The 14017-nt window shown below is 72.1% G+C and carries 14 protein-coding genes; 4 read left to right on the forward strand and 10 right to left on the reverse strand.

Annotation, left to right across the window (positions count from 1 at the left end; translation table 11 throughout):
* Positions 1-180 precede the first annotated feature (180 nt).
* Positions 181-996, forward strand: coding sequence for an FCD domain-containing protein (locus tag HNP84_RS25160; RefSeq protein WP_221336720.1), 816 nt, complete (start codon positions 181-183; stop codon positions 994-996).
* Between the two features lie 36 nt (positions 997-1032).
* Here the strand turns inward: HNP84_RS25160 and HNP84_RS25165 are convergent, their stop codons facing one another.
* The gene (locus HNP84_RS25165; protein WP_185052376.1) at positions 1033-1689 is read right to left on the reverse strand and encodes an isochorismatase family protein; all 657 of its coding nucleotides are present in this window, start codon (positions 1687-1689) and stop codon (positions 1033-1035) included.
* Between the two features lie 153 nt (positions 1690-1842).
* On the opposite strand from HNP84_RS25165, the gene HNP84_RS25170 reads away from it, so the two are divergent.
* Both HNP84_RS25170 and HNP84_RS25175 read left to right on the forward strand, forming a co-directional pair.
* Complete coding sequence (locus HNP84_RS25170) at positions 1843-3228, forward strand: amidohydrolase family protein (protein WP_185052377.1); 1386 nt, start codon at positions 1843-1845, stop codon at positions 3226-3228.
* A gap of 34 nt (positions 3229-3262) precedes the next feature.
* Entirely contained in the window at positions 3263-4000 is a 738-nt protein-coding gene (locus HNP84_RS25175; RefSeq protein ID WP_185052378.1) for an SDR family NAD(P)-dependent oxidoreductase, read from the forward strand.
* A gap of 156 nt (positions 4001-4156) precedes the next feature.
* Here the strand turns inward: HNP84_RS25175 and HNP84_RS25180 are convergent, their stop codons facing one another.
* The 9 genes from HNP84_RS25180 to HNP84_RS25220 all read right to left on the reverse strand — a co-directional run bounded on the left by HNP84_RS25180 (position 4157) and on the right by HNP84_RS25220 (position 12668).
* Positions 4157-4624, reverse strand: a complete 468-nt coding sequence (locus HNP84_RS25180) for a RidA family protein (RefSeq protein WP_185052379.1) — start codon at positions 4622-4624, stop codon at positions 4157-4159.
* Positions 4621-6075: an amidohydrolase family protein gene (locus HNP84_RS25185; RefSeq protein ID WP_221336721.1), complete on the reverse strand. Its 1455-nt coding sequence runs from the start codon at positions 6073-6075 to the stop codon at positions 4621-4623. The genes HNP84_RS25180 and HNP84_RS25185 overlap by 4 nt, the downstream gene beginning before the upstream one ends.
* A gap of 13 nt (positions 6076-6088) precedes the next feature.
* The gene (locus HNP84_RS25190; protein ID WP_185052380.1) at positions 6089-6931 is read right to left on the reverse strand and encodes a polysaccharide deacetylase family protein; all 843 of its coding nucleotides are present in this window, start codon (positions 6929-6931) and stop codon (positions 6089-6091) included.
* A 26-nt stretch (positions 6932-6957) separates the two neighbouring features.
* Positions 6958-7764: an SDR family NAD(P)-dependent oxidoreductase gene (locus HNP84_RS25195; RefSeq protein ID WP_185052381.1), complete on the reverse strand. Its 807-nt coding sequence runs from the start codon at positions 7762-7764 to the stop codon at positions 6958-6960.
* Between the two features lie 10 nt (positions 7765-7774).
* Positions 7775-8683: a transporter substrate-binding domain-containing protein gene (locus tag HNP84_RS25200; RefSeq protein WP_185052382.1), complete on the reverse strand. Its 909-nt coding sequence runs from the start codon at positions 8681-8683 to the stop codon at positions 7775-7777.
* Between the two features lie 37 nt (positions 8684-8720).
* Positions 8721-9539: an amino acid ABC transporter ATP-binding protein gene (locus HNP84_RS25205; RefSeq protein ID WP_281396254.1), complete on the reverse strand. Its 819-nt coding sequence runs from the start codon at positions 9537-9539 to the stop codon at positions 8721-8723.
* A complete protein-coding gene (locus HNP84_RS25210) occupies positions 9536-10465 on the reverse strand; it encodes an amino acid ABC transporter permease (protein ID WP_185052383.1) in 930 nt (309 codons plus the stop codon). Before HNP84_RS25210 ends, HNP84_RS25205 begins: the two co-directional genes overlap by 4 nt.
* 53 nt (positions 10466-10518) lie before the next feature.
* Positions 10519-11301, reverse strand: coding sequence for an FCD domain-containing protein (locus HNP84_RS25215; RefSeq protein ID WP_185052384.1), 783 nt, complete (start codon positions 11299-11301; stop codon positions 10519-10521).
* A gap of 209 nt (positions 11302-11510) precedes the next feature.
* Positions 11511-12668, reverse strand: a complete 1158-nt coding sequence (locus HNP84_RS25220; RefSeq protein ID WP_185052385.1) for an MFS transporter — start codon at positions 12666-12668, stop codon at positions 11511-11513.
* Positions 12669-13068: 400 nt separating this feature from the next.
* Here HNP84_RS25220 and HNP84_RS25225 point away from each other — a divergent pair, with 400 nt between their 5' ends.
* Complete coding sequence (locus HNP84_RS25225) at positions 13069-14004, forward strand: Lrp/AsnC family transcriptional regulator (RefSeq protein WP_185052386.1); 936 nt, start codon at positions 13069-13071, stop codon at positions 14002-14004.
* Positions 14005-14017 lie beyond the last annotated feature (13 nt).

The raw sequence follows: 14017 nt of genomic DNA on the forward strand, positions 1-14017 counted from the left end.
CGACTTCGGCAAAGAAAGATCGATGGTAGCGGGGACCCGCCGGCGGGGTGATCGGCCCGCAGAAGCCGATCAGGTCGCGGTCCCGGGTGGAATCGGCGTCCGTGACGGGACGGCGGGACCGGCCAGAACGATATTATGGGCGCCTCGGTTTGGGTCCTTGACGATGGGGAGGCTCGCACGGTGAGCAGGCGAGCGCGACCGTCGGCCTCGGACGTCCCGGTGAACGGCACCGTTCCGGAGCTGAACCCCGAGGAGGAGCGGCTGCTCGCCATCGTGCTGCGCTCCGACGGCCCCGTGGGGGCGCGCCTCGCGGGCCGGCAGTTGCGCGAGGCCGGGCTGGACATCAGCGAGGCCACCGTGTCGCGGATCTTCAAGCGCCTGGACGACTTCGGGCTCACCGTCCCGGCGGGCCGCAAGGGCCGCACGCTGACCGAGCACGGGCGGCGGTGCGCCGAGGCGTTGTCCGCGCGCCAGCGCCACGAGGAGGAGTTCGCGCGGGCGTTCGACATCCGGACCGTGGAGCAGCTTCTCGACCTCCTGCACGCCAGGCGCGGCGTCGAGCGGGAGCTGGCCGCGCGGGCGGCGAGCAGGGCGAGCGACGAGGACGTGGCGCGGCTGGAGGAGCTGCTGCGCAGTCACGAGCGGCGGCTCGCCGCCGACGAGGACGCCCGCCAGGTCGGCATGGACTTCCACCGCGTGATCGCCCGCATCGCGGGCAGCGACCTGCTGGGCGCGCTGGCCAACGCGGTGCTCAACGAGTCGCTGATCCCGCTGGAGAAGGTGCTCGACGTGATCACCGGAGGCCACGACACCGTGGGGCGCTCGGTTCCGGAGCACGTGGAGATCGTCGCCGCGATCCGCCGCCGCGACCCGGCGGCGGCGGAGGAGGCGATGGCGCGGCACCTCACCCGGCTCATCGACGAGGTGAACGACTTCGCGCGCAGCGACCAGGTGCGCATCTTCGACCGGTTGCTCATGTTCACCCGGCAGTCCTGAGGGCGGCGGGCGGGCGGTCCTGAGGACCGCGGGCGGTCAGCGCCGCAGGTGGGCGATGACCTCCTCGATGGGGAGCACGTCGGCGTAGCGGGCGTTGATGTCGAAGAGGCCGGCCTCGTGGGCCGAGGCCGAGCGGTCGCCGACGGCCTCTGCCGGCACGATCGCGCGGAAGCCGTAGTCGAGGGCGCTCTCGCAGGTGGAGCGGATGCATCCGCTGGTGCTGCACCCGGTGACGACCACCGTGTCGATCCCCTGGGCGATGAGAATGCCGAGAAGGTTGGTGTTGAAGAACGCGCTGGCCCGCGGCTTCTCGATGAGCGCCTCGTGCGGGCGGCGCTCCAGCTCGGGGACGAGCCGGACGCGCTCGGAGCCGCGGATCATCCGCTCGCTGTGCGGGGTCTTCAGCCGGGTGACGACGGGCAGGTCGGAGTAGCTCGCGTCGTAGGCCATCGTGGTGAACACCACCGGGACGTCGTCTCGCTGACGCACGACGTCCAGAAGGCGCCTGATATTGCCCAGCACCGCGCCGAGGTCCGAGCCGATCATCTCCTCGGGCCGCGTCCAGGCCCCGGCCATGTCGATGACCAGGAGGGCCGCGCGCTCCCCCCACCCGACGCGCCCGGCGAACCCGGCCGCCAGGTACTGGTCGAGCAGAGCCTGGTTGCCCAGGCCATGGATCTGCACAGCGGTCATGCGACATCACCTTTCACGGCGGAGACGGTCATCGTTGCCTTACGCTCCTCATCGTAACCACAGATTCCTCATTCTTGATAGATCTAGACATGAAAGCGGCCATTGCGATAGACATCATGATGAATTGATAGATATGTGCGCGGGAGCTGCCTGGTGCGTGATGACTTTGACCTCGTCGTGAGCGGCGCCGTCGTCGTGGCGGAGCACGACATCGAGGCCGCCGACCTCGGCATCGCGGGTGAGAAGATCGCGGCCCTCGCCGCGCCCGGCACCCTGCGAGGGAGGCGGACCATCGAGGCGCGTCCGGGCTCGGTGCTGGTGCCGGGCGGGATCGACACCCACACCCACATCGCGTGGCCGATCGCGGACGGTGTGCGCAGCCTCGACGACTTCGCCTCCGCGAGCAGGGCCGCCGCCGTCAGCGGCACGACGACCGTGATCGACTTCGTGCCGGCCGCCGACGGGTCGCTGACGGCCGCCGCGGAGGCCCGCCTGGCCGAGGCGGAGTCCTCTGTGGTCGACTACACCTTCCACCCGGTGATCGCCCGGATCACCCCGCGGCGGCTCGGCGAGATCCCCGCCCTGGTGGACGCCGGGATGTCCTCGTTCAAGATCTACACCACCTACGACGACCGGCTCGACGACGCCGAGATCAGGGCCGTCATGGGCGCCGTCGCCGAGGCCGGCGGCCTGGCCGGGTTCCACGCGGAGAACCACTCCATCCTGGAACGGGCCAAGTCCGCGGTCCTGGCCGAGTCGGGCGCGGTCATCGGCGGGTTCCCCGGCAGCCGGCCCGGCAGCGCGGAGAGCGCCGCGATCGGGCTCGTGACGCACTTCGCCCGGGAACTCGGCGCGCCGGTGTTCGTCTATCACGTCTCGGGGGGCGAAGCGCTGTCCGCGATCGAGACGGCCCGTGAGACGGGCGTGCTGGTGCAGGCGGAGACGTGCACCCACTACCTGGTCCTCGACGACGGCGTGTACGCCCGCGAGGACGGGTGGAAGTACGTCATCACCCCTCCCATCCGCGACGCCGCCGCCCGCGACCGGCTCTGGGACGCGCTCCGCGCCGGGGTGCTGGGCAGCGTCGCCTCCGACCACTGCGCGTACGGTCTGGAGCACAAGCTCCCCGGCGCCGCCGACTTCACCGCGCTGCCGCCGGGAGCCCCCGGCCTCGACGCGCGCATCCCCTTCCTGTGGCACCACGGCGTCACCGAAGGACGGCTCGGCCTGCGCCGGTTCACGGAGGTCTCGGCCACGGGCCCGGCGCGGACGTTCGGCCTGTATCCCCGCAAGGGCGTCATCCGGGTGGGCGCGGACGCCGACCTGGTGTTGTGGAACCCGGGGCGCGAGTGGACCTGGCCGGCCTTCCCCTCCGGCTGGGGCAGCGACTACGAGCCGTACGAGGGCATGACGGGGACCGGCCTGCCCGAGCTGACGATCTCCCGCGGCCGCGTGGTGGCGAGCGACGGCCGCTTCACCGGCGACGGCGCCACCGGGCGCTTCGTCCCGCAGCGGATAGACACCCGCCTGTGGCCGTGAATCGAGTGAACCGAGAGAAAGCGAGTGGAGCGGCATGCCGGAACTGGAGGGACGGGTCGCCTTCGTGACCGGAGGCGCCCGCGGCATCGGCCGTCGCATCGCCGCGACGCTCGCGGCCGACGGCGCCACGGTCGTCGTGGCGGACAGGAACACGGAGGGCGTCGGCGTGGGCGACGACGGAATCGCCCGCGTCCACCGCGCGGACGTCGCGGCGCGCGAGGAGATCGCCGAGTCCGTACGCGCGACGGCCGCGGAGTTCGGCGGGATCGACATCCTCGTGAACAACGCCGGCATGGACATCGCCCGGCAGGACACCTGGAACCAGCAGCCCGAGGAGTGGTCCCGGGTGATCGACGTCAACCTCAACGGCGCCTGGTGGTGCACCAGCGCCGCCCTCCCCCACATGATCCCCAGGGGCGGCGGCCGGATCGTCTTCATCGGCTCCAACGCCGCCCGCCTGGGCGGCTTCGGCATCGGCCACTCCCCCGCCTACTCCGCGGCCAAGGCCGCCCTGTCCGGCCTGGTCGTCGCGCTCTCCTCGCAACTGGAGCAGTTCGGCATCCGGGTCAACGCCATCTCCTCCGGCCCCACCGGGAGCACCGGCACCCCGCCCACGGAGGAGGAGCGCGCGGAGTACCAGCGCCGGTTCCCGCTCGGATACGGCGGCCCCGAGCCGATCGCGGCCGCCGTCCGCTACCTCGTGCACCCCTCGGGCGACTGGGTGAGCGGCACGGTGATGAACGTCAGCGGCGGCGAACACCGCGGCATCTGACACCTGTCAGGGCGCCCGCCACCGGCCACTGCGAGAGGGCCGGTGGCGGGCGCCTTGGCGTTCGCGCGTGTCCGGAACGGCGCCAGGGAGAGCGCGCTGGTCGCGTCAGACGCGTGCCGGGCGGGCCCGTGCCGGTCGCGCGGGCCCGCGGCAGGGTCAGGGACGGACGGCGACTATCAGCTCGATCTCCACCGGCTGGCCGGACGGCAGGCTGGAGGTGCCGATGGCGGAGCGGGCGTGCTGTCCCCTGGCTCCGAAGATCTCGGTCATGAGGTCGGAGAAGCCGTGCATGACCCTGGGCTGGTCGTGGAAGCCGGGGGCGCTGTTGACGAAGCCCAGGGCCTTGACGATCCGGTCGATCCGGTCGAGGTCGCCGAGGTGGTCGCGCAGCGTGCGCAGGAGCTGGATCCCGGTGGCGCGCGCCGCCAGGATCGCGTCCTCCAGGCTCACCTCGCCGCCCACCTGGCCGCGGTACAGCAGGTTGCCCTCGTTGTCCTCGGGGCCGTGACCGGATACGAACAGCAGGTCGCCGTGTTCGACGACCGGTACGAGGCCGCCGCCCGGCCGGATCCTCCTGGGCAGCTCGATGCCCATGGAGGCCAGCCTGGTCTCGACAACGCTCACGGGAACTCCTTTGTGTCGGTGGTGCGGAAGGGGCGCAGGGAGGCGGGGGCGACCTCCTCCAGCGTCCGGCCGAGCCGGTCGCCGGCGGGCACGCGGGCCCAGGACCGCTCGCCCGCCCGCTGGAGGCGCTCGGTGAGCCCCTCCTCGTCCACGGTCAGTACGGCTCCGTCACGCATGACCCACTGGCCGTCCACGATCACCGACGCCAGGTCCTCGCGGGTGGCGTAGTAGACGAGGTTCCTGATCGGGTCGCGCACGGGTGACATGGCCGGGCCGTCGAGCCGCCACAGCAGCAGGTCGGCCTTCGCGCCCGGCGCGATGCGGCCCAGATCCTCGCGGCCGAGCAGCCGGGCCGCGTTGACGGTGGCGGCGTCGAGCAGGTCGCGGGCGACCCAGGAGTCGGCGCGCCGGTCGGCCACCTTGCCCAGGATCGCCGACCAGCGGATGGACTCGATCATGGACTGCGGCGTGGTGTCCGTGCCCAGGGTGATGTTGACCCCGGCCTCCCGATAGCGGGGCAGGGACTCGGCCACGATGCCGCGCCGGGCGAACGTCCAGGCGTTGTACGAGATCGAGGCGCCGGAGTCGGCGATGCGCCGCAGGTCGTCTCCGGGCAGGTTGAGCCAGGACGTGCCGGTCGTGAAGATCACGTGCCCGAGCACGGCCCGGGGACCGAGGAACCCGGCCGACTCCAGGTACTCGATGGGCGTCATGCCGTGCGCCGCCATGATGTCCATCACCTCGAACACGGCCTGGGCGGCGTGGATCGTCAGCGGCACGTCCAGCTCGTCGGACAGGCGCCGCGACTCCTTGAGCAGCTCGGGCGTGCACGTGTTGGCCTGCCACGGCGACAGGAACCCCTGCACGCGGCCCGACCCGCGGCCGCGCAGCTCCTCCACCAGCCGCACGGCCCGCTCCAGACCGGCCAGCCCGCCGTCCTCGTCCCACTCGTACGCCACCCGGTTGCCGTCCGGCGTGTACCAGCGGCCGGACTTGTACCCGTCGGCGACGTACGCGCGCAGGCCCGCCCGCTCGCACGCCTCGGCCACCCGCCTGCCCCGCACCCCCTGGTGCATCACCGTCGTGGTGCCGGTCCGGATGAGCTCGGACATCGAGAACTCGATGCAGGTCTCGACGCCCTCCTCGTCGATGGACGCCTCCTGGAGCAGAAGGGTCTCGACCAGGCCGGTGTAGAAGAACTGCCGCGCCCCGACATCCTCCTGGAAGGACTTGTCGAGCGGGGCGGTCTCCAGGTGCGCGTGCGTGTTGATGAAGCCCGGCGTGACCAGGGTCTCCCCGGCGTCCACGCGCTCGTCGGCCGGCCCCTGGTAGCCGCGGCCGGCGAAGACGACGCGGTCGCCGTCCACGACGACGGTGCCGTTCTCCAGCAGCCGGTGCTCACCGTCCTGGTACGCCACCACGTAGCGGGCGTCGATGCGCAGGATCGCCATGATGACCCTCCCCTCACTCGGCCGGGGTGGTCCAGGCGTCGTAGATGTCGCTGAGCGTGGCGATCCACAGGCCCGGCAGCGAGGTCACGTACTCAAGGAAGCGGTCGAGCATCATCATGTGGTGCGGGCGCCCGATCGACTGCGGGTGCAGCACGAGGGTCATCACGCCCGGCGTGACGTACTTCATGCCGTAGTCGAGGGAGTCGGTCCAGCGCCGCAGCACCACGTCGGTGGACGACAGGCCCATGGAGTAGCCGCCGACGTACTCGAAGGCCACCCAGTCCTCCAGGAACCACGAGGTCGGGAACTCCAGCACCCGGTACTCCCGCCCGTAGACGGTGGCGCCGTGCGGGTTGACCTCCACGATCTCCCGGGGGTGGTACGGCTCGAAGTCCCGGCCGGACAGGCTGCTGTGCCAGTCGAGGCCGAACTCCTCCAGGATCTCGAAGGTGTTGTAACTCAGGCTCCCCGAGGGCGCCCGGTAGCCCCGCGGGCGGGTGCCGAGGACGTCGAGGTGCTGCTGGATCTGGTGTGCCATGAGCTTGCGCTCGATCGGCTCTGGCATGTCGGTGAGGTTCTCGTGGTAGACGCCGTGGGCGCAGACCTCGTGGCCCCGGGCGAGCACGTCCTTGCACGCGTCGGGCCAGGTCATGATGGAGTGGCCGGGGATGCCCCAGGTGGTCGGGATCCGGTAGCGGTCGAAGATGTCGAGCAGCCGCGGCACGCCCACCTCGGCCCCGAACTCCCCGCGCGCCAGGATGGCGGGGTCGTTCCTGCCCTTGGCGAGCCAGGCCGCGTGGGCGTCGAAGTCGACGGTGACGGCGAGGGCGAACTGCTTGTCCTGCGGAAGGGGCATCCTTGTCTCCCTGAGGTGGGTGTGGATCACTTGGGCGCGACGGTGGCGAGGCCGGCGGGCTGCGCGGCCATCGCGCCCCCGTCCACGAGCAGCTCGGCCCCGGTGATGAACGACGCCGCCGGCGAGGCGAGGAACAGGGCGAGATCGGCCACCTCCTCGGCCCGGCCGATCCTGCCGAGGGGCCGCACGGCGCCCCAGCGGCGGATGGCGTCCTCGGGGTCGCCGGACAGCTCGGCCTCGGCGCGCAGCGCGGGCGTGTCGATCGCCCCGGGGAGCAGCGAGTTGACCCTGATCCCGTACGGCGCGGCCTCCAGCGCGAGCGCCCGCATCAAGCCGCCGACGCCGGCCTTGGCGGCGGCGTACGCGCTGGTCTCGGCCATCGTGCGGTATCCGTGCGGCGAGCCGGTGAACAGGATCACGCCGGACCGGGCGTCCCGCATGGCGAGGAAGGCCCTGCGGGAGGTGAGGAACGCGCCGGTGAGGTCGATGTCGAGCACCTTGCGCCACTCGTCCGGCTCGGTGGTGGACACCGGTTTGGTCCAGCCGACGCCGGCGTTGCAGTAGGCCACGTCGATGCGGCCGTCCCCGGCCAGGACCGCGCCGATGGCACGTTCCACCTCCGCGTCGTCCGTAACGTCGCAGCGCTGGAACCGGGCCCGGCCGCCCGCGGCGGCGATGTCCGCCGCCACCGCCTCGCCGCGGCCGGAGTCGACGTCGAGCACCCAGACGGAGGCGCCCGCGGCCGCGAAGGCCGAGGCGCTCGCGGCGCCGATCCCGCCGGCCGCGCCGGTGATCACCACGGTCGCACCGCTGAAGTCGTGCGTGATCGTCATGGGACCGCTCCTACTTCCCGCCGTTGATCGTCGCCTCGTCCACCGCGGCGGCGGACAGGTTCCACTTCGCCAGGATCTTCTGGTAGACGCCGGTCTTGATCAGCTCGTTGAGCCCGGCCTGGACGGCCTTGCCGAGCTGCTCGTCGTCCTTGGCGAACACCACGCCGTACAGCGCGCGGTTCATCGGCTCGCCCGCGGTGGGCGCCCAGACGCCCGGCTCCACCTTCATCTGGTACGCCTGCGGCTCCAGGCCGGTCAGGTTGGCCACGGCCCGGCCCTGCCTGACCTGCATGAGCTGCTCGGCGGCGGACACCGCGCCGAGGGTCTCGATGGGCTGCCTGCCGGCGCAGTTCTCGGCGGACAGCTTCTCGATGACGCTGAAGTAGCTGGTGCCGTTGGCCGCGACGACGGTCTTGCCGCACAGGTCGGCGACGCTCTTGAACGACGGCGCCTGCGCGGCCGTGGTGATGAACTGGTCGCCGGTGACGAAGTAGTCGACGAAGCCGACCGACGCCTGTCGCTCCTTCAGGTCCTTCACCGCCGACATCACGATGTCCGTGCGCTTGGTCTGCACCGAGGGGATGAGCTGGGTGAAGTCGTTGACCACACTGGTCCTGATCTCCACGCCCAGCACCGCGCCGAGGGCCTGGACGAGGTCGATGTCCACGCCGATCAGCGGGCCGCCCGACGCCTCGGTGTACTCCATCGGGGCGTTCGGCGACTGAACGAGGTTGGCGAGATAGCCGCGGTCCCGGATCTCCTTGGGCAGCATCGCGTGGATCTCGGGGTTCACGCTGGGGACGGGCACGCTCTGCGTGGGCGCCGTCGCCGCGGTGGGGGCCTCCGCCTGCCCTCCGCAGGCGGCGGTGAGGGCGAGCAGCGCCGCCGCGAGAAGGCCGCGGGCCGTCTTGTCGCTCATGTCGGGAACTCCATCTCTGGCTGGGCTCTGGCTGGGGTCATCGCAGGGTCCGGGAGACGAAAGCGCGGGTGCGCTCGTGCCGGGGCCGTACGAGCACGTCCTCGGGCGGGCCGGCCTCGACGATCACGCCGTCCTCCATGAAGAGCACCTGGCCGGCGACCTCGCGGGCGAAATGCAGCTCGTGCGTGACGACGATCATGGTCATGCCCTGCTCGGCCACCGCGCGCATGACGCCGAGCACTTCACCCACCAGCTCGGGGTCCAGCGCCGAGGTCGGCTCGTCGAACAGCAGCACCTTCGGCTCCATGGCCAGGGCCCTGGCGATGGCCACGCGCTGCTGCTGGCCGCCCGACAGGTGGCGGGCGTACGCGTCGCGCCGGTCGGCCAGGCCCACGCGTTCCAGCGAGGCGACCGCCAGCTCCCGGGCCTCGGCCCGGGACAGCCCGCGCAGCTTCCTCGGGGCGAGCGCGATGTTCTCGGCCGCGGTGAGGTGGGGGAAGAGGTTGAACCGCTGGAACACCATGCCGACGTCGCGGCGCTGGCGTTCGACGTCGCGCTCGCGGCGCTCGACGAGCCGCCCGCCGCGGTCCTCGTAGCCGATCAGCTCGCCGTCCACCGTGATCCGCCCGGCGTCGGGCTTCTCCAGGTGGTTGACGCAGCGCAGCAGCGTGCTCTTGCCGGATCCGCTGCGCCCGATCAGGCAGACCACCTCCGAGCGGGCGCAGGAGGCGCTGACGCCGCGCAGCACCGGCAGGCCGCCGAAGGACTTGTGCACGTTCTCGATGCGCACCATGACGTCCGCGCCGTTCGCGGTGTTCGTGGTGCTCGCGGCGTCCGCGGCGTTCGCGGCGTTCATCGCGCTCCCCTCCTCAGCCGGGCCACGGCGGCTGTGATGATCCGGTCGGCGACGCTGCGCCTGCGTACGGCCGAGCGCTGGAAGCGCCGTTCCAGGTAGTACTGCCCGACGCTGGTGACGGAGGTGGCGGCGAGGTACCACACGGCGGCCACGATCAGCAATTCCATGACCTTGCCGTTGACGTAGTAGATCTGCTGGGCGTTGGTCAGGATCTCGGTGTAGGAGATGGCGGCGGCCAGGGAGGACGTCTTGAGCATGCCGATCGCCTCGTTGCCGATCGGCGGGATGATCGCCGGCATCGCCTGCGGGAGCACCACCTTGGCCAGCGCGGTCCGGCGGGACAGGCCCAACGCCGAGGCGGCCTCCGCCTGGCCGGAGTCGACCGAGAGGATGCCGCCCCGGATCACTTCGGTGAGGTAGGCGCCCTCGTTGATGCCCAGGCCGAGCAGGGCCGCCGCGAACGGCGTGATGACGTTGATGGTGGGTTCCTCGAACAGGCCCGGCACGCCCAGGGTGGGGAAGATCAGGCCGAGGTTGAACCACATCATGAGCTGCAGCAGGACCGGCGTCCCCCGGAACAGCCACACGTACAGCCAGGCGACGGTGGACAGCACCGGGTTGGCCGAGAGCCTCATCACCGCGAAGCAGGTCCCGAGCGCGATGCCGATCAGCATGGCGAGCACCGAGATCAGGATCGTCTGCCCCAGGCCCGCCAGGATCTTCTCGGCGGTGAGGAACTCACGCACCACGGCCCAGTCGATCCGGCCGCGGGCGAACGACAGCACGAGGAACCCCAGGACGGCCAGGACGACCGCGCCGGTCACCCATCTGAGGGGGTGGGGCCGCGGATGCAGGCGGTCCTCAGGCGGGATCTCGGCCGGGGAGCCGAGATGGACGACCGGAGCGGAGGACGTCGACCATCCCATCTCCTATCACCTTCTTCTTCGTGCGATCAGTGGCCGCCGGGGGGCAGGTGCGCTCAGAGCGTGAGCTCGATCAGGCGTTTCACGACGTCGGCGCCGCGGTCGGTCGCGGCGCGCTCGGCCTCCTCGATGAGCCGATCGACGTGCGCGAGCATCGTCCGCTCCGCCGCGTCCGGGTCTCCGGCGCGGATGGCCGCCAGGACGTCGGTGTGCTCGGGCGCGGACTGGGCGAAGGTGCCGTGGCCGCCGGTGATGACGTCCAGGACCAGTTCCAGGGGCTCCAGCGACTCGTCGAGCACGACGTCGCCGATGGCCTGGAGCAGGCGGTTGCGCGAGATGCGGAAGATCTCCCGGTGGAAGCGCATGCCGCACAGGCGGGCGTCGCCGCCGACGTCGAGAGCCTCGCGGTGCCCGTTCACCAGCTCCTCCAGCCGCTCGATGTCCTCGGCCGTGGCCCGTATGGCGGCCCAGCGCGCCGCCTCGCGCTCCACGCCGCGCCGGGCGTACAGCAGGTCGAGGAGCTGGCGGGCGTCCTGGATGTCCAGGGCCTGGTGCAGCCCCTTCGCCTGCCGCCGTGTACGCCGGGTGAAGCTGGCCAGGCGGCGTCCGGCGTCGGTGACCGTACGGCCCTTGCGGCCCGAGGAGACGGTCAGCCCGAGCTCGTCCAGCCGGGCCAGCAGCCGGGAGGTGCTGGCCTCGCTCAGCGCGATGCCGCTGTCTCCGAGCCGGCGCGTGGCGATGCGCGCGCCGACGGGGTCGGCCGACTCGGCGACGATGTCGAGAAGCAGCAGCTCCTGGTGAGACAGGTGCGGGGAGATCGGGTCGGCGGGGTCGCTCACGGGTCAGGAATCCATTCCGGAACGGGTTCGGGGGCTCGCCGCGGGCGAGCATCAGTCAGAGGGACGATAAGTACATCAACTTTGAGGCATGACCGTCGTCTTTCGTTGAGCTATCCGGCCACATGAGGAAGAGTTCACCGGTATGGGGTGTCCTGTCGAGATCCTTCCTGTTAAGAATTGATAACGTCCCTCAAATATGAGGGACACTCCTACCGGCTCCTCCGGCCGGCACGGGCGACGAGCGCGGCGCCCACGACCAGGGCCAGCGCCAGGAACGCGACGGACGAGAGCAGCCCGATGCCGGCGGGATCGAGCCGCCCGTCGAGCGCCCCGGCCAGGAAGTAGCCCCCCGCGCCGCCCGCTACGGACGCGGACCCGAAGTAGGAGAACGCCTCCGCCCGGCGGCGCAGGCCCATCCGGCCCTCGATCTCGGTCGCCATCAGGCCGTTGAGCGGCACCATCAGCAGACCGGCCGCGAACAGGCCCACGGCGTAGCCGAGCGCGTCGGCGGCCAGCCCGGACGGCACGGCCAGCACGGCGGAGACGAGCAGCAGAGCCAGCGTGGTGCGCAGCGCGCGGTGCCGGGGCAGCGGCCGGGCGCTGACCACCAGCCCGCCGAGACAGGCCCCGGCGGGCAGGGCCGCGGTGAACCAGCCGGAAGCCCCGGAGTCCAGCCCGTACTCCGCCATCCGCTGCGGCACGTTCGCCATGAGCAGCCCGTACGCCAGGCCCACCCACAACACCAGCAGCGAGACGAGCTGGGTGTCGCGCGGCGGCAGGAGGCCGGCCGGACGGACGGGCGCCGGGCGGAGCGGCGGCACGGCCCGCATCAGCAACGCACCGAGCAGCGACAGGGCCGCCATCCCGGCCAGCGCCGCGACCGGTCCCCCTGCCACCACCAGCACGCTGACCAGGACCGGCCCGGCCACCGAGCACAGCTCGACGAGCAAGGACTCCGCGAAGTGGGCCCGACGGAGCTGCGCCGCGGGAACGGTCACCACGAGCAGGGCCCGCATGCCGCCCCACATGCCCGCGGTGGCCAGCCCGAGCAGGACGCTGAGGGCGTACAGCGCCCAGGCGGGCGCCCTCATCTCCGCGGCCACCGCCAGCCCCAGGGTGACCACTCCGGACAGCGCCACGGTCACCCGCATGGCCCGCCGCATCTCCAGCCGGTCGAGGAGCCGGCCGATGACCGGCCCCGGCGGCCCCGAGCAGAGGCTGAGCACCCCCGCCAGCACGGCCCCCTCCGCCAGCGACCCGTTCGCCCGCTCCCCCACCAGGATCAGCACCAGCCCCGCCATGGACGTCGGCAGCCGGGCGAGCAGCGAGCCGGCGATCCACAACCGCCACGGCCGGTGACCCAGCAACCCCGCCGGTCCGGCCGCCCTCTCCCCGGGCGGAGCGCTCCCGGCTGCGCGGAATGGGCCGGGCACCGGGTTCACGGGCCGGTGGGGCGCCGGGCTCCCGGCGGCGTGCGTCTCGGCAGGCCGTCGCGGAGGATCCCCCGCCGCCCGGTCCCCGGCGGCCCTGGGCGGAGGATCCGCCTCCCGCCCGGGTGCGGCGTCCTCCGGTGGCGAGGGTGGCGTGCCGGGGGGTGGGGCGGTCATGCGGGACGCTCGCTGTTGGTGCGCAATGTTTTCCGTTTCCGGGACGGCTGCTCGGGGTTGTTCATCGATCCGGCCCTTTCCACGCGCGTTCATGCGATCCCGGAGGCTGTGCCAGACTGGCCGGGACACGGCGTGCGGGGCGGGAGCGTGAAGCGGATCCTTGACGCAGCGATACGAACTTGACGCGCAGGACCAGGCGATCATCGACCTGCTGCGGGAGGACGGGCGGTCGCCGCTGGCCCGCATCGGGCAGCAGGTGGGGCTGTCGGCCGACGCCGTGCGGGCGCGGATGTCCCGGCTGGCCGGCGACGGGGTGCTGCGGGTGATCGGGCTGGTGGATCCGGCCGTCCTCGGCTATGACGTGCTCGGGACCGCCGGGCTGCGTTACCGCGGGCCGGTGGACCGGCTCCGCGCCGGGCTGAGCGCGCACCCGCAGGTCACCTTCGCCGCGCAGACGGTCGGCGCGTACGACGCCGTGTGCGAGATCGGGGCCCGTGACGACGCCGACCTCGCCGACGTGGTGTGGCGGCTGGCCGAGACGATCGACGGAGTGCGCGACTACGAGATCTGGCGCCAGCTCGACGTGGTCAAGTGGGAGAGCCAGGGCAGGCCGCGGCGCTCGGCCTCGGCTCCGAGGCGGGCCGACCTCGACGACCTGGATCTGGCGCTGCTGCGCCTGCTCGTCGACAACCCCAGGGCCAGCTACCGCGAGCTGGAGGCGGCGCTGGACGCCCCGTACTGGATGGTGCGCAAGCGGACCCAGGCGCTGTTCCGCGACGGCACGATCCAGGCGACGGCGATGGTGGACCGGGTGTCCACCGACCCGGTCACGATGGCCTCCCTCGGGATCACCCTGGGCGGCTCGCCGGACGCCGCGCTGGCCGCCCTGGTCGCGCTGCCGGACCTGCCCATCGTCACGGTGACGGCGGGGAGGTACCAGGTGATGGGGGAGGCCGCGTGCGGCTCGCCGAAGGACCTGGCCGCGCTGATGCGCCGGGTCCTGGCGGCCGAGGGCGTGAGCGGGCTGAGCGTGCTGACCTACGCGCGCATCCTGGTGCTGCCCCGGGCGTGGAGGTTCGAGACGGCCGCCGGGTGAGACGGCCGGACGG

It is taken from the genome of Thermocatellispora tengchongensis (assembly GCF_014202315.1).
Classification (GTDB): domain Bacteria; phylum Actinomycetota; class Actinomycetes; order Streptosporangiales; family Streptosporangiaceae; genus Thermocatellispora; species Thermocatellispora tengchongensis.